Genomic DNA, 19,073 nt, shown 5'->3' with positions numbered 1-19,073 from the left:
CGGCGATGGGCGCGCTCCTGCAATTTGTCGGCGATTGGGGCCATGCGCTGGCGGCCGTGTTGTTCGCCGCGCTGGGGATTTTCCTGTTGCGCCGCCGCGACGAGGCGCCCGAACCGCGCCTGCTGTCGGCCGCGTTGCTGCTGACATCCTGCTGGGCGCTCTATGTGTCGTTCGGCGGCGTGTCCAAGCCGCTGTCGGGGATCGGCGAAAGCATCCGCAATGCCGCATGGCTGCTGGCGATGTTCGTCATGCTGCGGCGCGGGCCAGTGGGCCGCGCCGCGCCGGCCGTCGCCATCAGCGCCGTCTATGCCGCGGTCGCGGGGTTGATCCTGCTCCAGACCTTCACCGACCTCGCCTGGCGGCAATTGTCGCCGGCCAGCGACCTGCATCACGCGCTCGTCACCTGCTCGCTGATTCTGCGGATGATGACCGCGATCGGCAGCCTGCTGCTGGTGCATCAGCTTTACACCGCCTGGCCATCGCGTGAGCGGGGCGGGGTGGCGCTGCTGCTCGGCGCGCTGGCGGCGATGTGGACCTATGATCTGAACCTCTATGTGATCTGCTATTTCGCGCCGCATCGGGTGAGCGAACTCTACGCATTGCGCGGCCTTCTGATGGCGCTGCTGGCGCCGGTGATCGCGGTGGGTATGCGCAAGGGTATGGCGGGGCGGCTGCAATTGTCGCGGGCCATCACTTTCCAGTCGCTCTCTATCGTCGCGGTCGGCCTCTATGTCGTTGTGCTGACCGCCGCCGCCGTGCTGATCGAGTTGATCGCCGGCCCCTATGCGCGGGTGGTGGAGATCGCCGCGGTATTCTTCGCCGCGGTCACCGCGCTGGTGCTGCTGCCATCGCCACAGGTCCGCGCGCTGTGGAAGGTGCAGGTCGCCAAGCATTTCTTCCAGCATCGCTATGATTATCGCACCGAATGGATGCGCTTTGGCGACACGATCGGCCGCCCCGGCGAGGATGCCGCGCCGCTGGGCGGGCGGGTGGCCAAGGCGATGGCGGACATCACCGATTCGCCTGCCGCTATCCTGATGCTGCGCGACGAGCGGGACGCCCTATCGTTCGAGACGCATTGGAACTGGACCGGCGACCTGGCGCAAGTCGATGCGGTCGCGCCGGCCACGGTGGTGCAAATCGAGAAGAGCGGCTGGATCGTCGATCTGGCGCGGCTGAAGAGCGGCGACGGCGCGCTGATATTGCCTGGCTGGATGACGCAGGATCGCCGCGCCTGGGCGCTGGTGCCGTTGATCCATTATGGCCGGCTGATCGGCGCGCTGCTGCTGGCGCGCCCGCCGATCGACCGGCGGCTGGACTGGGAGGATTTCGACATGCTGCGCGCCGCCGGGCGGCAGGCCGCGACCCATATCAGCGAGGCGCAGGGCCAGCAGGCGCTGGACGACGCGCAGCGGTTCGAGGAATTCAACCGTCGCTTCGCCTTCATCATCCATGACGTCAAGAATCTGGTCAGCCAGTTGTCGCTATTGTCGCGCAATGCCGAACGCCATGCCGACAACCCGGAATTTCGCGCCGACATGGTGCTGACGCTCAAGGAATCGGTGGGCAAGATGAACGACATGCTCGCCCGCCTGTCGCAGCATAATAAGGGCCGGGCCGAAGAGCCGCGGCCGATGGCGCTGATCGACCTGTTGCAGCAGGTCGCCCGCGCCCGCGCGCGCCTGCATCCCGTGCATGTCGCGGGCGATGCGCCGCTGGCGCTGGCCGATCCGGCGCGGGTCGAGCAGATCATCACCCACCTGCTGCAAAATGCGATCGACGCCAGCGCGCCCGACAGCCCCGTCGAGTTGCGCCTGTCCGCCGATGGCGGCGAGGCGGTGGTCGAGATCGTCGATCGGGGCAAGGGCATGAGCGCCGAATATGTCCGCCGCGACCTGTTCAAGCCCTTTTCCTCCAGCAAGGCGGCGGGCTTTGGCCTAGGCGCGTTCGAGGCGCGATCCCTGGCGCTGGCCATGGGCGGGCGGATCGAGGTGGAGAGCAAGCCCGGCGCGGGCAGCCGTTTCACGCTTCGCCTGCCGCTGGCGCCCCGAACAGACAGACAAGAAAAGGCCGCCTGATGAGCGACACCCGTCCCAAATTGCTGATTGTGGAGGATGATCCGGGCCTTCAGCGCCAACTCCGCTGGGCCTATGAGGATTATCAGCTGTTCATCGCCGGTGATCGGCAGGAAGCGATCGAGATGCTCCGGGCGGAAACGCCCGATGTCGTCACGCTGGACCTGGGCCTGCCGCCAGACCCGGACGGCACCAGCGAAGGCTTTGCGACGCTGGCGGAGATGCTCAAGATCAAGCCGGACACGAAGATCATCGTCGCGTCCGGCCATGGCGCGCGCGAAAGCGCACTGGATGCGATTTCCGGCGGCGCTTACGACTTTTACCAGAAGCCGGTCGATATCGACGAACTGGGCCTGATCGTCCGCCGCGCCTTCCACGTCCATGCGCTGGAGCGGGAAAATGCCCGGCTGGCCGAAACCGCGCCGGAGGATGGTCGGGTGCTGGGCCGCCTCATTTCGGGCGCGCCGGAGATGATGAAGGTGGCCCGCACGATCGAGCGGGTGGCGGCGGCGGAGGTGTCGGTGCTGTTGCTGGGCGCGAGCGGGACCGGCAAGGAATTGCTGGCGCAGGGGTTGCATGACGCCAGTCCGCGCCGTGGCGGGGCGTTCGTGGCGATCAATTGCGCGGCGATCCCGGAGACGTTGCTCGAATCCGAACTGTTCGGCCATGAGAAGGGCGCGTTCACCGGCGCGATCAAGACGACGCCCGGCAAGATCGAGCAGGCGCAGGGCGGGACATTGTTTCTGGACGAAGTGGGCGACATTCCGTTGGCGTTGCAGGTCAAGCTGCTGCGCTTCCTGCAGGAGCGGGTGATCGAACGGATCGGCGGACGCCAGCCGATCGCGGTCGATACCCGGATCGTGTGCGCGACCCACCAGAATCTGGAGCAGATGATTGCGGCGGGTACGTTCCGCGAGGATTTATTCTATCGCCTGGCCGAGATCGTAGTGCGCATCCCCGCGCTCAAGGACCGGGCGGGCGACCCCGCCTTGCTGGCCCGCCATTTTCTCACCCGCTTCGCGCGCGACATGAACCCGCAGGTCAAGGGGCTGGCCCCCGATGCGCTGGCGGCGCTCGACGCCTGGGGGTGGCCGGGCAATGTGCGCGAGCTGGAAAATCGCATCAAGCGCGCGGTCATCATGGCCGACGGGAAGCTGATAACCGCCGCCGACCTCGATCTGGACGACGAGCGCGCCGAGGGCGGCGACCTCGTCAACCTGAAGGCGGCGCGCGAAATGGCCGATCGTCGCGCCATCCGCCGCGCCATTGCGCGGACCGACGGCAATATCTCCGGCGCAGCCAAGATGCTGGGGATCAGCCGCCCGACGCTGTACGATCTGCTCAAACAATATCAGATCCAGGGCTAATCGCGATGCGCCGGTCCCGCCTGATCATCCTGGCCCTGTTGGTCCTGCTGCTGCTTGCAGGCGCAGGCCTTTGGCAATGGCGCGCGCGTGAGCGCGACGGCAGCGCCGCCCTGACGCGCGGTCTGGCCGCACTCGACAAGGGCGACGCGCGCACCGCGCGGATCGAGTTGATGAACGCGATCAAGGGCAATCCGCGTTCCGCTGCGGCCCATGAGGCGCAGGCACGGACGCTCGCCGAACTGGGCGACGGCGTGGGCGCGCAGGCGGCGGTGCAACGCGCCTGCGCACTGGGGGCGCCGCCGGGGCAGACGCGCGCAGTGATGGCGCAGGCCCTGTTGCTGCAAGGCGATCTGGACGGCGCGCGGCGGGAAGCGCGGGCGGCGGATCTGCCGGTCGCATCCGCCGTGCCGGCCGCGCGGGTCGTGGCGCGCGCCGCATTGGCGCAGGGGGATTTGGGCGGCGCGCGCGTGGCGCTGGAGCAAGCGCTGGCGGCTGCGCCCCGCGATCCCGACAATTGGGTCGAACTGGGCCGTTTGCGCATCCTGTCCGGGGATCAGGCCGGCGCGATCGCCGCGGCCGACCGGGCGGTGGCGCTGGCTCCGTCCGATGCGAAGGCGCTGACGCTGCGCGGCGAATTGGTCCGCGCGCAATATGGCCTGACTGCATCGCTACCCTGGTTCGAACGGGCGCTGGCCGCCAATCCCGATTCGGTATTGACGCTGGAGCAATATGCCGCGACGCTGGCGGATGCCGGGCAGGCGAGTGCGATGCTGAGCCTGACCCGTCGCCTGATTGCGATCGATCCGTCCAATCCGCGCGCCTGGATGATGCAAGCGGTGATGGCGGCACGGGCAGGGGAGGGCGATCTCGCGCGCACGCTACTGGGGCGAACGCAGGGGCGGCTGGACGGCGAACCGGCGACCCGGCTGCTGCGTGGCGTGCTGCAATTGCAGGATGGCAATCCGGTCCTGGCTGCCGATGCGCTTGGCCCGCTGGTCGTGGCGCAGCCGGACAATCGCAGCGCGCGCACGCTGCTGGCGCGGGCTTATTATAGTAATGGCGACTTTGCGTCCGCCGCCTCCACCCTGGCCCCGATGGTGGCGCAGCGCGACGCCGATCCCTATGTGCTGACGCTCGCCGCGCGCGCGCAGGAAGCGTTGGGCAACCGAGCGATGGCGGACGACATGCTGGCGCGGGCCAACTGGCCGGTGCGGGCGTCGGCGGACGTCTTCGCCAGCGCAGCGGATGGCGAACTGGCGAAGGGGCCTGCGCCCGGCAGCGCCGCCACAGCGCGCGATAACGTGCCCTATATCCGCGCGCTGCTCAGCACCGGGCGGACGGGTGACGCGGTGGCGCGGGCGCGCCTGCTGAGCCGGGCCAATCCCGGCGCGCCCGACGCCTGGCTGATCCTGGGTGATACGCTGGGCGCGGACGGTGCTCCGCAGGAGGCGGTGCGCGCTTATGAGGCGGCGGCCAATATCCGCTTCGACCGCGCCGTCGCGCTGCGGCTGGCGGCGGCGTGGGGGCGGGTCGGCAACCCGGCGCGCGCCGGGCGGATCGTGCAGCTGTTCCTGACGCAAAATCCCAATGATGTGGAGGCGCAGCGCCTGGCCGCGGGCATCGCGATGCAGGCGCAGGATTGGCGTGGCGCGCTGCGGATGTTGCGCGCGGTGCAGGCGCAGGTCGGCGAGAATGACGCGGTGTTGATGGCGGACCTGGCCCGCGCGGCGCTGGAAAGCGGCGATCGCGCGAGTGCGCGCGCCTATGCGGCGCATGGCTATCGGTTGATGCCGGGCAATCCGCTGACCGCCGACATGTTCGGCTGGGTGCTGATGAAGACCGGCGAGAAGGGGCCGGTGGTGATCGACCTGCTGGAAAAGGCGGTGGCGCTGGCGCCGCAGGCGCCTGCGCTCCAGATGCATTTGGGGCAGGCTTATGCCGCTGCGGGGCGCAAGGGGGAAGCGAAGCTGGCGCTGGGCCGGGCGGCGGCGAAGCGGGGCTTTGCGGGGAGGCAGGATGCGTTGGACGCGCTGGCCGCGCTGTAGAAGAATATCCGTTCGGGTTGAGCCTGTCGAAGCCCCGTTTTTCTTCACCGTCGAAAGACAGGAATAGCCCCTTCGACTGCCCGCCTGCGGCAGGCGCTCAGGACAGACTTCGACAGGCTCAGGGCGAACGGATGTAGGCTTATTTACGCCTTCGCCAGATCCAGATCGTCCAGCCGGATGCCCAGACGCTTGATCTGCGCCGCGACCGGGGGCCAGACGCTGTCGAGGAAGCGTTCGCGTTCGGCTTCGCGCAGGCGGCGGGTCGCGCCGTCGGCGACGAACATGCCGACGCCGCGCTTCACCACCACCAGCCCGTCATCCTGAAAGCTTTGATAGGCCTTGGCCACGGTCAGCGGGTTGGCCCCCTGCGTCGCGGCGAAAGCGCGCACCGATGGCAGCAGGTCGCCGTCGGAAAATTCCCCATCCAGAATGGAGGCGGCGATGATCTCACGCAGGCGGAGATAGACGGGTTTGGATTCGTCGGCCATAGTGCATCAGTGCCATAATACAGCCATGCGGGTCAATTGACATGCTCGCCCCGCAAAGCTTTGCGCTCGCAATTATCTGTCCCAGGTAGAAACAATCGCGTCATATTCTGGCCGTGGGCGTTCTTCCTGGGCCTTGGCCGGAGTACCGATGAAAACGAATCCGGCGATCGATTCGCCCGGTCCGCCAAAGGCGGCGCGCACATCCGCATTATAGCTCGGCCATCCGGTCAGCCAGCCGCCGGCAAAGCCCAGCGCATGGGTGGCGTGCAGCAGGTTCATGATCGCCGCGCCGACGGACAATTGTTGTTCCCAGACTGGGATCTTGCTGCCCGCCACCGGCACGGACAGGGCGACCACCAGAGTCGGGGCCTGATGCGCGAACTGGTGCATCGCCTCTATCTCCAGCCGGCCGGCATCGGACTTTTCGGCGCGATAGGCGGTCTCCAGCAGATCGGCGAGCGCTGGGCGCTGATCCTGCCGCACGATCACGAAGCGCCAGGGCGCCAGCTTGCCATGGTCGGGGGTGCGCAGCGCGACCTCCAATATCCGGCGTAGTTGCGCGTCGTCGGGGCCGGGCGCGATCAGGTCGCGCGGCTTGCCGGAACGACGGGTCTGGAGGAGGGCGAGCGGGGAGGAAAGGTCGTTGAACATCGCGCCGACAGATGGCGCGTCACTCGGCTGGGCGCAAGGGCGGCAGGCCCTTTTGACAGGAGGAACCCATAGGTTCTAGGCTGCGCGCCATAAGCGGCCGCCGATCGGCGGGCCGGACACAAGATATGCAAAGGGTGCCGAATGGCGACTTCGGACATGAATGCGGTCGAGGCGGGCAAGACCTGGCTCGGCCATCCGCGCGGGCTGTACCTGCTCTTCTTCGCGGAAATGTGGGAGCGTTTCTCCTATTACGGGATGCGCGCCATCCTCATCTTCTACCTGACCAAACATTTCCTCTTCGGCGAGGACAAGGCCTATCTCCTCTACGGCGCCTATACCTCGCTTGTTTACATCACGCCGGTCATCGGCGGCTATCTGTCCGACCGCTATCTGGGGCCGCGCAAGGCGGTGCTGGTCGGCGGCGTGTTCATCGCCATCGGCCATTTCCTGATCGCCATCACCGAAGGGCCGGGGGGCCAAGACCCGCTGTTCCTCAACGGCTTCTACTTCGCGCTCGCCTCCATCATCGTGGGCACTGGATTCCTGAAAGCCAATATCTCGGTGCTGGTGGGCGAACTCTACGCCCGCGACGATCATCGCCGCGATCCGGCCTTCTCCATCTTCTACATGGGCATCAACATGGGCGGGATGCTCGGCCCGATCGTCTGCGGTCTGCTTGGCGAATTATGGGGCTGGAGCTGGGGCTTCGGCGCGGCGGGCGTCGGGATGCTGGCCGGTCTGGTCATGTTCGTTTGGCTCAAACCCTGGCTGCTGGGCAAGGGCGAGCCGCCCGCTCCGCAACAGTTGCGCGCTCGGACCGCGACCGGGCTTAGCCAGGAATGGACCATCTACCTGGCCGCCGCGCTGGGCGTCGCCGCGATCTGGCTGGTGATCCGCTATGCCGAACTGCTGGGCTATGCGCTGCTCGGCTTTGCGGCGCTGACGGTGGTCTATATAGTGTGGCGCACGGTCGGGACATTGGGGAAGATCGATCGCGACCGGATGTTCGCCGCGTTGTTCCTGATCGCGCTCAATCCGCTCTTCTGGGGGCTGTTCGAACAGACCGGGTCGTCGCTCAATATCTTCACCGACCGCAATGTCGACCGTGCTATGTTGGGCTGGGAGGTGCCTGCGTCGCTGTTCCAGTCGGTCAATTCGGTCTTCATCATCCTGCTCGCGCCGTTGTTCGCCGTCCTGTGGACCTTCCTCGACAAACGGCGGCTGGAGCCATCCTCGCCCGCCAAGTTCGGTATCGGTCTGGTGCTGTGCGGCGCGGGGTTCCTGGTGCTGGTCGCAGGCGCAGCGATGGCGGGGGAAAATCTGACCCCGGTGATCTTCGTCTTCCTGATTTACCTGCTCCACACCATGGCGGAACTCTGCTTCTCGCCGGTCGGACTGTCCGCGATGACGCGATTGTCGGTGTCGAACATGGTGGGGCTGGTCATGGGCACATGGTTCCTGGCCATGGCGGCGGGCAATTTCATCGCCGGCCTGATCGCCCGCGCCACCGGCAGCGGGGAGGCGGGCGATGTGACCCAGGTGCTGGACGTGTATAGCCGCATCGGCTGGTTCGCGATCGTGGTGGGCGGACTGGTGCTACTCGTGTCGCCTTATATCAAGCGGTTGATGCATCTCGACCTGATTGGCGCGGAGGAAAAGGCATGAAGGCATATGGACGCGCGCTGCTGATCGCGGCGCTGCTGGCGGGGGTCGCCGGACCCGCCGTCGCGCGCAAGGACAAAAGCGAAGCGCCTATATCGCAGGGCCAGAATCAGGGATCGTCCGCCGAGCCGGACAATCCCTATCCATCGACCTACAAAGCCTATCCGGGCCGTCCCACGGCGATCCGGGGCGCAACCATCTTCGACGGGGAGGGCGGCCGCATCGACAATGGCGTGATCTTCCTGTCCGAAGGCAAGGTGACGGCGATCGGCGGCCCGGACACGCCGATCCCCGCCGACATCGCCGTGTTCGACGGCGCCGGCAAATATGTGACGCCGGGCGTGATCGATATCCACAGCCATCTGGGCGACTATCCTTCGCCCGGCGTGGAGGCCAATAGCGACGGCAATGAGGCGACATCCGCGGTGACGCCGCATGTCTGGGCCGAACATAGCATCTGGCCGCAGGATGCGGGCTTTTCCCGCGCGCTCGCCAATGGCGGCGTGACCTCGCTGCAAATCCTGCCCGGTTCGGCCAATCTGTTCGGCGGGCGCAGCGTGACGCTGAAGAACGTGCCCGCCCGCACCATGCAGGGGATGAAATTCCCCGGCGCGCCGCAGGGCCTGAAAATGGCCTGCGGCGAAAATCCCAAGCGCGTCTATGGCAGCAAGGGCCGCGAACCTTCCACCCGCATGGGCAATATGGCGGTCAATCGCCAGACCTGGATCAAGGCGCGCGAATATCAGAAGAAGCGCGCCGCCGGAAAGGACCAGACCCGCGACCTAGGCATGGAAACGCTGGCCGATGTGCTGGAAGGCAAGATCATGGTCCACAACCATTGCTACCGCGCGGACGAGATGGCCAATGTCATCGATATGAGCAAGGAGTTCGGTTATAAGGTCGCCGCCTTCCACCATGCGGTCGAGGCGTATAAAATCGCCGACCTGCTGCGCGACAATGGCATTTGCGCGGCTTTGTGGGGCGACTGGTATGGCTTCAAAATGGAAGCCTATGACGGCATCAAGGAGAATGTTCCGCTGGTGCATCGGGCGGGGGCCTGCGCCATCGTCCATAGCGACGATCAGGATGGCATCCAGCGGCTGAACCAGGAAGCGGCCAAGGCGCTGGGCGCGGGCCGCCGCATGGGGATCGACATTTCGGACGAGGTCGCCTGGACCTGGCTCGCCATCAACCCGGCGCGCGCCATGGGCATCGATCAGCAGACCGGCAGCCTGAAAGTGGGCAAGATGGCCGATGTCGTGCTGTGGAATGGGAACCCGTTCAGCACCTATACGCGGCCGGAAAAAGTATGGATCGACGGCGCGCTGCTGTACGACAGCGCCAATCCCAAGCTGCGGCCGGTGGTCGATTTCGAACTGGGCCAGATCGGCGCGGGAGACGTGAAATGAACTATCCCACCAATAGAACGCCGTTCGCCCTGTTCGAACGAGCCACTGGTCTCGTTCGAATGTCGAAGGGCTCTCCATCTTGCTTGTTGAAAAGCCAGAAGGGGGCGTCGACTGGCTCAGCCCGAACGGTCCTGGGGGCCATGTTGCTCGCCGCCACGACCACTCCTGCCCTGGCCCAATCCATCGCCATCACCGGCGCGACGCTGGCCATTGGCGATGGATCGGAGCCGATCAAGAACGGCACTGTGGTCATCAGCGCGGGCAAGGTCGTCGCGGCTGGCGCAGGCGTGGTAGCGCCGGCGGGCGTCAAGACGATCGACGCCGGCGGCAAATGGGTGACGCCCGGCATCATGTCGGGCTTTTCCCGCGTCGGCCTGGCCGAAGTGCCGGCGGTCAAGGAAACCAACGACACCAGCGCCCGCTCGCCCTTCTCCGCCGCGATCGACGTCGCGCCGGTCATCAACCCGCTCGCCAACCCGATCGCGATCAGCCGCACCGCGGGCGTCACCCGCGCCGTCGTCGCACCCGCGACCGGCACGAACATCTTCGCCGGGCAGGGCGCGGTGATCGATCTGGGCGCGGACATGAGCCCGATCACCCGGCCACGCGCCTTCCAATATGTCGAAATGGGCGAAGCGGGCGTCGAGGAGGCGGGCGGCAGCCGCGCGGCGATGATCCTGACCTTCAAGATGATGCTTACGCAAGCGCAGGATTATGCGAAGGCGCCCGCCAGCTATGACGGCCGATCGAAGGACGCGCTGCTCAACCGCGTCGATGCGCAGGCGTTGGTGCCGGTCGTCAGCGGGGCGATGCCGCTGATGGTCCATGCCGAAAGCGCACGCGACATATTGGCGGTGCTGGCCCTGCGGCAGGATTTCCCGGCACTGAAGCTGATCCTGGCCGGGGCGACTGAAGGCTGGATGGTCGCGCCGCAGATCGCGGCGGCCAAGGTGCCGGTCATCACCGCGGGTCTGGAAGACCTGCCGTCGAGCTTCGAGAAGCTGGCCGCGACCCAGAGCAATGTCGGCCGTCTCGTGAAGGCGGGCGTGTCCGTGTCGATGGGAATGCTGACCGGCGACGATGCGCTGCAATTGCGGGCGGCGACGCAGCAGGCGGGCAATATGGTGGCGCTGCTGAAGGTTCCGGGCGGGACCGGGCTGAGCTGGGGGCAGGCGCTGCGCACCATCACATCGGCCCCGGCCGAAGCGATGGGGCTGGGCGACCGGATCGGGTCGCTGAAGGCCGGCAAGGCGGGCGACGTGGTGATCTGGGACGGCGACCCGCTGGAAATGACGTCGGCCCCGGTCGCGGTCTGGATCGACGGCGTGCAGCAGCCGCTGGAAAACCGCCAGACCAAGCTGCGCGACCGCTACGCGACGCCGGGCGAAGGGGCGCTGCCCAAGGCGTATGAATGGTGAGGGGGGGGCTTCGGCCTCCTTCGCCTTTGGGCCTGATGTTGCGGTTGTCGGCGCGAGCCGCTCTATAGCTTCACCGCGGACCCTTCGACAGGCCCAGGACAGGCTTGATCGGGGGGGGGGCGCTTTTTTTCGCGCATCGAAGGGCGCGGGATGCCTGATTAAGCTCCAGCATGACGAGAGCGAATATTTGCTCACGACAGCCATTGGGAAACCACATACGCAGCGCCAACTTGGATCACATAGTGATAGATATTTCAGGTCATCATGTCTGTTTGAGACGATAGCTTTTACAAAGCCGACCTTCCGCAAACCACCCTTTGCCGCCAATCCGCTGTCCACGCAGTCGCGCGGCTGCGTCGATCCGGCGCCAAGCGTGACTCTCATGCGCGATATGCGGGAGGTTAGAGAAGTTCCGCGACCAGTCCGTTGAAATCGAAAAGATCGAAGCGAGCAGGTCCCATCCGAAAGCCCGGAAAATCACACCGCCAAGCGCATGTCCAGGGCTGGACCCTAGCTACCGGTAGCGCCCCACACGTCGCTGGCCTTCACATAGCCGCGCTGGCCCTTGGCGTCGAAATTGCACCAGCCGCCCGAACAATCGCCCAGCCGCCCGACCACGCCGCGTTCCGCCCGGAACAGCGCCCGCGCGCCATCGCGCGGCGATTCGCGCAGCGGCGCGACTTCGGACCGGACGATCGCGGTCGGCGTATCGCTCAGCAGGCGGACATGCATCCAGCCCTGCGCGCCGTCGGGGTCTTCCACCTTGCGCCACAGGCCCAGCACTTGCACCACCTTCACCGGCAGGTCGCGGCGGCGGTAGATCCAGTTGGACGGGTAGTCCAGGCTCGGCCCGACGCGCATCCGCGCTTCGTCCTGCGACAGCGACGCCCAATAGGGGACCGGCTTGCCCGGCCCGGCCCATACGGCGCCCGCCGCCATCAAGGACGCGACCACGCCCGCGCCCAGCAAAAGACGCTTCATTCCAGACCCGAACCCATAGTCACCCATGGCCTTCCCATACGCCCGACTGGCCCGCCCCGACAAGCGTTGATGTCGCCAGTCGCCATATCCGCTTGACCGGCGGCGCGGGCGGGCATAGCGGCTTTGCCATGGCCAAGAAGCAGCGTCCCGCAAAGCCGCGCGTCATCGTCACGCGCCGCCTGCCGCCCAATGTGGAGGCGCGCATGGCCGAATTGTTCGACGCCAGCTTCAATGTCGGCGATGTCGCGATGAGCCGCACCGATCTCGCCCGCGCCATGGCCCAGTGCGACGTGCTGGTGCCGTGCATCAGCGACCAGATCGACGCCGGGCTGCTGGCGACCGCGCCGGAGCGGCTGCAACTGATCGCCAGTTTCGGCAGCGGGGTGGATCATATCGACCTGTCGGCCGCGCGGGCGAAGGGGATCATCGTGACCAACACGCCCGGCGTGCTGACCGAAGATACGGCCGACATGACGATGGCGCTGATCCTGTCGGTGCCGCGCCGCCTGGCCGAGGGCGAGAAGCTGGTCCGCACCGGCGAATGGCGCGGCTGGAGCCCGTCGGGGATGTTGGGGCACCGGATCGGCGGCAAGAAACTGGGCATTATCGGCATGGGGCGGATCGGCCGCGCCGTCGCGCGTCGCGCTCGCGCCTTCGGCCTTTCGATCGCCTATCATAACCGGCATCGCCTGCCCTTCGAAGTGGAGCAGGAACTGGAGGCGGAATGGCATGGCGATCTGGATGCGCTGCTGAGGGCGAGCGACATAATATCGATCCATTGCCCGCTCAACGCCGACAGCCGCGGGGTGATCGACGCGCGGCGGATCGGGCTGATGCCGCCGCACGCCTATCTCATCAACACATCGCGGGCGGAGATCACCGACGAACAGGCGCTGATCGCGGCGCTGGACGACGGGCGGATCGCCGGTGCGGGCTTTGACGTCTATACCCATGAACCGGCGGTCGATCCGCGGCTGCTGGCGCTGGCCAACGTCGTGCTGCTGCCGCATATGGGGTCCGCGACGTTCGAGGGGCGCGACGCAACCGGCGCGCGAGTGATCGCCAACATCCGCACCTGGGTCGATGGCCATCGACCGCCGAACCAGGTGCTGGAAGGCTGGGTCTGATCGTTTAAGCGGTGGCGAGCTGGTCCTTCAAACCGTTCACCACGACTTGGCCATGCGCCACCGATTCATGGGCCCGGCGCACCACATCCTGCGTGTCCGCGTCGATCGCCTCGTCCTTGAGCACGCGCTCAAATTCTTCGCGCAGATAATCCTCGCCACGATCGATCGCCTGAATGACGGCCTTGTCGCCGCCGCCCAGCGCTACGAAGATGTCCTCCATCCGGCGGTGCACTGTGCCCGCCACGGAGCCGAACTCGTTGGGCTTCCCGCCCAGAGAACGGCTGCGCGCCTGTAGCAGGTCGATCGCCTTGGCGCGTTCGGCCGCCAGATCGCGAAAGAGGGTCTGAAACGCCTCCGACTTCACCTTGTCCGCGCTATGTTCATAGCCTTTCACGCTATCGATCAGCGTCGTTATCAGGTCGTCCAGCTTGCTGATGGCATGATTGTTCGACATCGCCTTCTCCTTTGATGCGGCGGGGGAAGAACGGCCGATCGGGCGCGATTGTTCATTCAACCATCTGACAATAAACCTTAATCCTGCGTTATCCATAGTTGCGGTGGAGCGGAACAAGCATCGTCTCCGTCGGTTGATGCTGGCATAGACCGGATACGAAACGAAAGGACGTCCCATGCTCAAGCTGGCCATCATCTCCCTTGTCATCGCCGCCGTGCTGGCCCTGCTCGGCTTTGGCGGCGCGGCCGGCACGTTCGTCGGCATCGCCAAGATATTGTTCTTCATCGCGATCGCCGTATTTGTGCTGTTCCTCGTGCTGGGACTATTGGCTGGCAAGGGCATTAAGGACGCGATAGATTGATGCGATGACGGAGATTGGTGCTGGAGTGGATGAAACCGGTAGATTGCTGCGCGATGAGGCCGGCTTTCTGCTCCAGCGCGATCTGGGCGGCAGTTATCGCCTGGTCCTGCTGCGCGTGCCCGTCGATCATGTCGAAAAACGGGTGCGGGTGCAGGGCTATTATGCCGGAGACGGCATTGTCGAGGCGGAGGGCGTAGCGGCCGCCTGAACGCTGGCTCTCCCCCTTGCCAAAAGCGCGCGGACGCGCGAACCATTGCCTCCATGCGCAAGATTCTATCCCTGATGCTCGCCGTCGCCGCCCCAGTGCTGGCGCAGGCGCAAACGCCCCATGAACAATTGGCCAAGGTCATAGATGACCATTGGTCCTGGTATCTTTCGACCCATCCGGTCGAGGCCACAGCGCGGGGCGTGCGCGATTATGACGACCGCATCTATGACATATCGCTGGGCGCGCGGGATGCGCAGATCAAGGCGGAGCGGGGGTTTGCCGCCCGATTGCAGACGCTGTCGGCCGATGTGCTCGACCCGGCGGACCGGGTGAATCGCGATGTGCTGTTGTGGATGTTGCGCGACGATATTGATGGCGACGCGCATCCCGCCGAGCGGTTGATGCTCTTCACCACCTATTATGGCTGGCATCAGGGCTTTTCCGGCATGGCGGACGGACTGCCTTTCTATAATCGCGCCGATTATGACAGCTATCTGACGCGGCTGGCGCTTTACCCCCGGCAGAATGGCGACGCGCTGGCGATCACGCGGCAGGCGATCAAGAGCGGTTATGTCCAGCCCTGTTCGGTGCTGCAAAATTATGCGGGGACGATCAGCGGCATTGTGGCGGGCAAGCCGGAAGAGACGCGCTTCTACGAACCGTTCGCGCGCGCCAGACCGCGCGATATCAGCGATGCCGACTGGAGCGCTATGCAGGCACGCGCCGTTATGCTGATCCGCGACGTGCTGACGCCCGAATATCGCAAATGGCACGACCTGTTCGTGGCGGACTATCTGCCCCATTGCCGCAAGAGCGACAGCGCGTCGTCGCTGCCGGGCGGGGCGGCCTGGTATGCCAGCCGGGTCAAGGCGCATACCACCACGGACCTGACGCCCGGCCAGATTCACACGATCGGCTTGGAAGAGGTCGCCCGTATCGGCAAGCGGATGGACGCCATAGCGGCCAAGGCCGGCTATCCCAGCCGCGCGGCCTATATCGCGCATCTGCGCACCGACCCCAGCTATTATGCGAAAACGCCGGAGGAATTGCTGCGCGTCGCGGCGCGGCAGGCCAAGGCGATCGACGGCCTGCTGCCGCGCTATTTCGGCACGCTGCCGCGACTTCCCTATGGCCTGAAAGCTATCCCGGCGGCCGAGGCGGAGGGAACGACGACGGCCTATTATATGCCCGGCGCGCCGGAAAGCGGGATATCCGGCACCTATTTCGTCAATAGCTCCAAGCTCGACCAGCGGCCTTATTGGGAGTTGCCCGCGCTGACCGCGCATGAAGCGGTGCCGGGCCACCATAACCAGATCGCGCTGCAACAGGAATTGCCGCTGCCGCCGTTCCGCAAATATCTGGCGGGGTTCACCGCCTATGTTGAGGGCTGGGCGCTCTATACCGAATATCTGGGGGAGGAGATGGGGCTGTACGACACGCCCGAAAAGATGATGGGGCGGCTGTCCTACGAAATGTGGCGCGCCTGCCGACTGGTGGTGGACACCGGCATCCATGCCAAGGGATGGGACAAGGGCAGGGCGGTCGCCTTCATGAAGACCAACAGCGCGCTGTCCGACGCGAATATCGATGCGGAAGTGAACCGCTATATCAGCTGGCCGGGTCAGGCGCTGGGCTATAAGCTGGGGGAGATCAAGATCCGGGCGTTGCGCGCAAAGGCGGAGGCGACGCTGGGGCCGAAATTCGACCTGCGCCGATTCCATGACGCGGTGCTGGCGCAGGGAGCCGTACCGCTGACCGTGCTGGACAGCCAGATGGACAGTTGGATCGCGGCGGAGAAGGCCAAGGGATAGCCATCATCCTTAAGTCCATTCTTTACTCAGAGTAATAGCAAAAGTCGCAGTTTCCGGCCGATTGGTATAGATGGCGGCATCATTTTGCTGCGCCGCCGCGACTTGCCAATGCGCGTCTCTTGCCGTACCGGAACCGCGTCAGCTCCCAGACCGGGCATAAAGATCGGCAAGTGGCGCTGCGCGTCGAGTCCGTACACTTTATGACGTTGGGAACGAGATGAGCATTTACCTGGATTATCTGGCCGAAATCGACAGCCGAAAGACTCAGGGACTCGCGCCCAAGCCGATCGACGATGGTGCACTGGTCGCTGAGATCATCACCCTGATCCGGGATGCGGGCAGCGAACATCGCGCCGACGCGCTGAAATTCTTCATCTACAACACGCTGCCCGGCACCACGAGCGCTGCGGCGGTCAAGGCGGCGTTCCTGAAGCAGATCATCCAGGGTCAGGCGATCGTCCCGGAAATCACGGTGGCCTTCGCGTTCGAACTGCTCAGCCACATGAAGGGCGGCCCTTCGATCGCCGTGCTGCTGGACATCGCGCTGGGCGATGACGCCAAGCTTGCAGGTCAGGCCGGCGACGTCCTCAAGACCCAGTTCTTCCTCTACGATGCCGACATGTTCCGCCTGCGTGACGCCCATGCGGCGGGTAACGCCGTGGCGACGGGCGTGCTGGAAAGCTACGCCAGGGCGGAGTTCTTCACCAAGCTGCCGGAGGTCGAGGACGAGATCGAGGTCGTCACCTATATTGCGGGCGAAGGCGATATTTCCACCGACCTCCTCTCGCCGGGCAACCAGGCGCATTCGCGCTCCGACCGCGAACTGCACGGCCTGTGCATGATGACGCCGCAGGCGCAGCAGGAAATCGTGGCGTTGAAGGCGCAGCACCCGGACAAGCGCGTGATGCTGATCGCAGAAAAGGGCACGATGGGCGTAGGTTCGTCGCGCATGTCGGGCGTCAACAATGTGGCGCTGTGGACCGGCAAACAGTCCAGCCCCTATGTGCCCTTCGTCAACTACGCCCCGGTCGTCGGCGGCACCAACGGCATTTCGCCGATCTTCGCGACCACCGTGGACGTGACCGGCGGCATCGGCATCAACCTGAAAAACTGGGTCAAGATGACCGGCCCGGATGGCAAGCCGATCCTGAACAATGACGGCAATCCGGTGCTGGAGGAGAAATTCTCGGTCGCGACCGGCACCGTGCTCAAGATCGACGTGAAGAACAAGAAGCTGACGGACGAGGCCGGCAACGAACTGGTCGATGTCGCCGCCGCCTTCACGCCGCAGAAGATGGAATTCATGAAGGCGGGCAGCAGCTACGCCATCGTGTTCGGCAAGAAGCTCCAGACGTTCGCCGCCGAAACGCTGGGCGTGGAAGCGCCGCTGGTGTTCGCGCCGAACAAGGAAATCACGGTCGAGGGTCAGGGCCTGACCGCCGTAGAGAAGATTTTCAACCGCAACGCCGTCGGCGTGACGCCCGGCAAGGTGCTGCACGCGGGGTCGGACGTGCGCGTGAAGGTGAACATCGTGGGGTCGCAGGACACGACCGGCCTGATGACCGCGCAGGAACTGGAAGCGATGGCGGCGACCGTCATTTCGCCGCTGGTCGATGGCGCCTATCAGTCGGGCTGTCATACGGCATCGGTGTGGGACAAGAAGGCGCAGGCCAACATCCCCAAGCTGATGTCCTTCATGAACAATTTTGGCCTCATCACCGCGCGCGACCCCAAGGGCGTCTATCATGCGATGACGGACGTGATCCACAAGGTCCTGAACGACATCACCGTGGACGATTGGGCGATCATCATCGGCGGCGACAGCCACACCCGCATGTCGAAGGGCGTGGCGTTCGGCGCGGACTCCGGCACGGTTGCATTGGCGCTGGCCACGGGCGAGGCGACCATGCCGATCCCGCAATCGGTGAAAGTCACGTTCAAGGGCAAGATGCAGCCCTATATGGATTTCCGTGACGTCGTCCACGCGACCCAGGCGCAGATGCTGGCGCAGTCCGGCGGCGAAAATGTGTTCCAGGGCCGCATCATCGAAGTGCATATCGGCACGCTGCTGGCGGATCAGGCCTTCACCTTCACCGACTGGACGGCCGAGATGAAGGCCAAGGCGTCGATCTGCATTTCGGAAGACGCAACGCTGATCGAGTCGCTGGAAATCGCCAAGTCGCGCATCCAGATCATGATCGACAAGGGCATGGAAAATGCCGCCGGCACGTTGCGCGGCCTGATCGCCCTGGCGGACAAGCGCATCGCGGAAATCCGTTCGGGCGAAAAGCCCGCGCTGACGCCGGACGCCAACGCCAAATATTTCGCCGAAATCGTGGTCGATCTCGACCTGATCGACGAGCCGATGATCGCCGACCCGGACGTCAACAATGCCGACGTGTCCAAGCGCTACACCCACGACACCATCCGGCCTGTTTCCTACTATGGCGGCACAAAGAAAGTCGATCTGGGCTTCATCGGGTCGTGCATGGTGCACAAGGGCGACATGAAGATACTAGCCCAGATGCTCAAGAATATCGAGGCGAGCGAAGGCAAGGTCGAGTTCAAGGCGCCGCTGGTCGTCGCCCCGCCGACCTATAATATCGTCGACGAGCTGAAGGCCGAGGGCGATTGGGACGTGCTGAAGAAATATGCCGGGTTCGAGTTTGACGACGTGGCGCCCAAGAATGTGGCCCGCACCAGTTACGAGAATATGCTGTATCTGGAGCGTCCCGGCTGCAACCTGTGCATGGGCAATCAGGAAAAGGCCGCCAAGGGGGACACCGTCCTCGCCACCTCGACCCGCTTGTTCCAGGGCCGTGTCGTGGAGGATACGGACGAGAAGAAGGGGGAATCGCTGCTGGCGTCGACCCCGGTCGTGGTGCTGTCGACCATACTGGGCCGCACGCCCAATATGGACGAATATAAGAGCGCGGTCGTCGGCATCGACCTGACCAAGTTCGCGCCGTCTGTGGCGCACTGATCCAGGGGACTATTGTCCTTTTGTAAATAATGC

Annotated in this window: 15 protein-coding genes; 11 read left to right on the top strand and 4 right to left on the bottom strand. The window is 65.1% G+C overall.

The window, feature by feature from the left end:
• The first annotated feature begins 5 nt into the window (after positions 1 to 5).
• The 3 genes from prsK to sphantq_RS04225 are packed head-to-tail and all read left to right on the top strand — an operon-like array spanning position 6 to position 5,487.
• Entirely contained in the window at positions 6 to 2,078 is a 2,073-nt protein-coding gene (gene prsK / locus sphantq_RS04235) for an XrtA/PEP-CTERM system histidine kinase PrsK (protein WP_129925951.1), read from the top strand.
• Positions 2,078 to 3,442, top strand: a complete 1,365-nt coding sequence (gene prsR, locus sphantq_RS04230) for a PEP-CTERM-box response regulator transcription factor (RefSeq protein ID WP_129925952.1) — start codon at positions 2,078 to 2,080, stop codon at positions 3,440 to 3,442. The genes prsK and prsR overlap by 1 nt, the downstream gene beginning before the upstream one ends.
• A 5-nt stretch (positions 3,443 to 3,447) precedes the next feature.
• Entirely contained in the window at positions 3,448 to 5,487 is a 2,040-nt protein-coding gene (locus tag sphantq_RS04225) for a tetratricopeptide repeat protein (protein ID WP_272799685.1), read from the top strand.
• Between the two features lie 143 nt (positions 5,488 to 5,630).
• On the opposite strand, the gene sphantq_RS04220 is transcribed toward sphantq_RS04225, so the two are convergent.
• Complete coding sequence (locus tag sphantq_RS04220; protein ID WP_129925954.1) at positions 5,631 to 5,975, bottom strand: GntR family transcriptional regulator; 345 nt, start codon at positions 5,973 to 5,975, stop codon at positions 5,631 to 5,633.
• A 72-nt stretch (positions 5,976 to 6,047) separates the two neighbouring features.
• Positions 6,048 to 6,626 (bottom strand): nitroreductase family protein, encoded by a 579-nt coding sequence (locus sphantq_RS04215; protein ID WP_066603598.1) that lies wholly within the window; start codon positions 6,624 to 6,626, stop codon positions 6,048 to 6,050.
• 141 nt (positions 6,627 to 6,767) lie between these two features.
• Between sphantq_RS04215 and sphantq_RS04210 the strand changes: the two genes are divergently transcribed.
• The 3 genes from sphantq_RS04210 (at position 6,768) to sphantq_RS04200 (ending at position 11,115) form a co-directional block, all read left to right on the top strand.
• Positions 6,768 to 8,291, top strand: a complete 1,524-nt coding sequence (locus sphantq_RS04210; RefSeq protein WP_272799684.1) for a peptide MFS transporter — start codon at positions 6,768 to 6,770, stop codon at positions 8,289 to 8,291.
• Complete coding sequence (locus sphantq_RS04205) at positions 8,288 to 9,697, top strand: amidohydrolase (RefSeq protein WP_272799683.1); 1,410 nt, start codon at positions 8,288 to 8,290, stop codon at positions 9,695 to 9,697. The genes sphantq_RS04210 and sphantq_RS04205 overlap by 4 nt, the downstream gene beginning before the upstream one ends.
• 140 nt (positions 9,698 to 9,837) lie before the next feature.
• Positions 9,838 to 11,115 carry an amidohydrolase family protein gene (locus tag sphantq_RS04200; RefSeq protein ID WP_272799682.1) on the top strand — a complete coding sequence of 426 codons (1,278 nt, stop codon included), beginning with the start codon at positions 9,838 to 9,840 and terminating at the stop codon, positions 11,113 to 11,115.
• A 510-nt stretch (positions 11,116 to 11,625) separates the two neighbouring features.
• Here the strand turns inward: sphantq_RS04200 and sphantq_RS04195 are convergent.
• On the bottom strand, positions 11,626 to 12,123 hold the full coding sequence (locus tag sphantq_RS04195; protein ID WP_272799680.1) for an SH3 domain-containing protein: 498 nt from the start codon (positions 12,121 to 12,123) through the stop codon (positions 11,626 to 11,628).
• Positions 12,124 to 12,224: 101 nt separating this feature from the next.
• Between sphantq_RS04195 and sphantq_RS04190 the strand changes: the two genes are divergently transcribed.
• A complete protein-coding gene (locus tag sphantq_RS04190; protein ID WP_272799679.1) occupies positions 12,225 to 13,223 on the top strand; it encodes a 2-hydroxyacid dehydrogenase in 999 nt (332 codons plus the stop codon).
• Positions 13,224 to 13,227: 4 nt separating this feature from the next.
• On the opposite strand, the gene sphantq_RS04185 is transcribed toward sphantq_RS04190, so the two are convergent.
• Positions 13,228 to 13,677 (bottom strand): ferritin-like domain-containing protein, encoded by a 450-nt coding sequence (locus tag sphantq_RS04185; RefSeq protein WP_165363570.1) that lies wholly within the window; start codon positions 13,675 to 13,677, stop codon positions 13,228 to 13,230.
• A gap of 175 nt (positions 13,678 to 13,852) precedes the next feature.
• Between sphantq_RS04185 and sphantq_RS04180 the strand changes: the two genes are divergently transcribed.
• The 4 genes from sphantq_RS04180 to sphantq_RS04165 all read left to right on the top strand — a co-directional run bounded on the left by sphantq_RS04180 (position 13,853) and on the right by sphantq_RS04165 (position 19,040).
• On the top strand, positions 13,853 to 14,038 hold the full coding sequence (locus sphantq_RS04180; RefSeq protein ID WP_066603588.1) for a DUF1328 domain-containing protein: 186 nt from the start codon (positions 13,853 to 13,855) through the stop codon (positions 14,036 to 14,038).
• Between the two features lie 4 nt (positions 14,039 to 14,042).
• Positions 14,043 to 14,246: a DUF5818 domain-containing protein gene (locus sphantq_RS04175; protein ID WP_066603497.1), complete on the top strand. Its 204-nt coding sequence runs from the start codon at positions 14,043 to 14,045 to the stop codon at positions 14,244 to 14,246.
• Positions 14,247 to 14,299: 53 nt separating this feature from the next.
• Positions 14,300 to 16,057 (top strand): DUF885 domain-containing protein, encoded by a 1,758-nt coding sequence (locus tag sphantq_RS04170; protein WP_272799678.1) that lies wholly within the window; start codon positions 14,300 to 14,302, stop codon positions 16,055 to 16,057.
• 217 nt (positions 16,058 to 16,274) lie between these two features.
• Positions 16,275 to 19,040, top strand: a complete 2,766-nt coding sequence (locus tag sphantq_RS04165) for a bifunctional aconitate hydratase 2/2-methylisocitrate dehydratase (protein WP_129925960.1) — start codon at positions 16,275 to 16,277, stop codon at positions 19,038 to 19,040.
• The last annotated feature ends 33 nt before the right edge of the window (positions 19,041 to 19,073 follow it).

The organism is Sphingobium sp. AntQ-1, from assembly GCF_028538045.1.
Lineage (GTDB): Bacteria > Pseudomonadota > Alphaproteobacteria > Sphingomonadales > Sphingomonadaceae > Sphingobium > Sphingobium cupriresistens.
The sequence above is the reverse complement of the archived record's forward strand: the minus strand, read 5'-3'. Positions and strand labels throughout refer to the sequence as shown.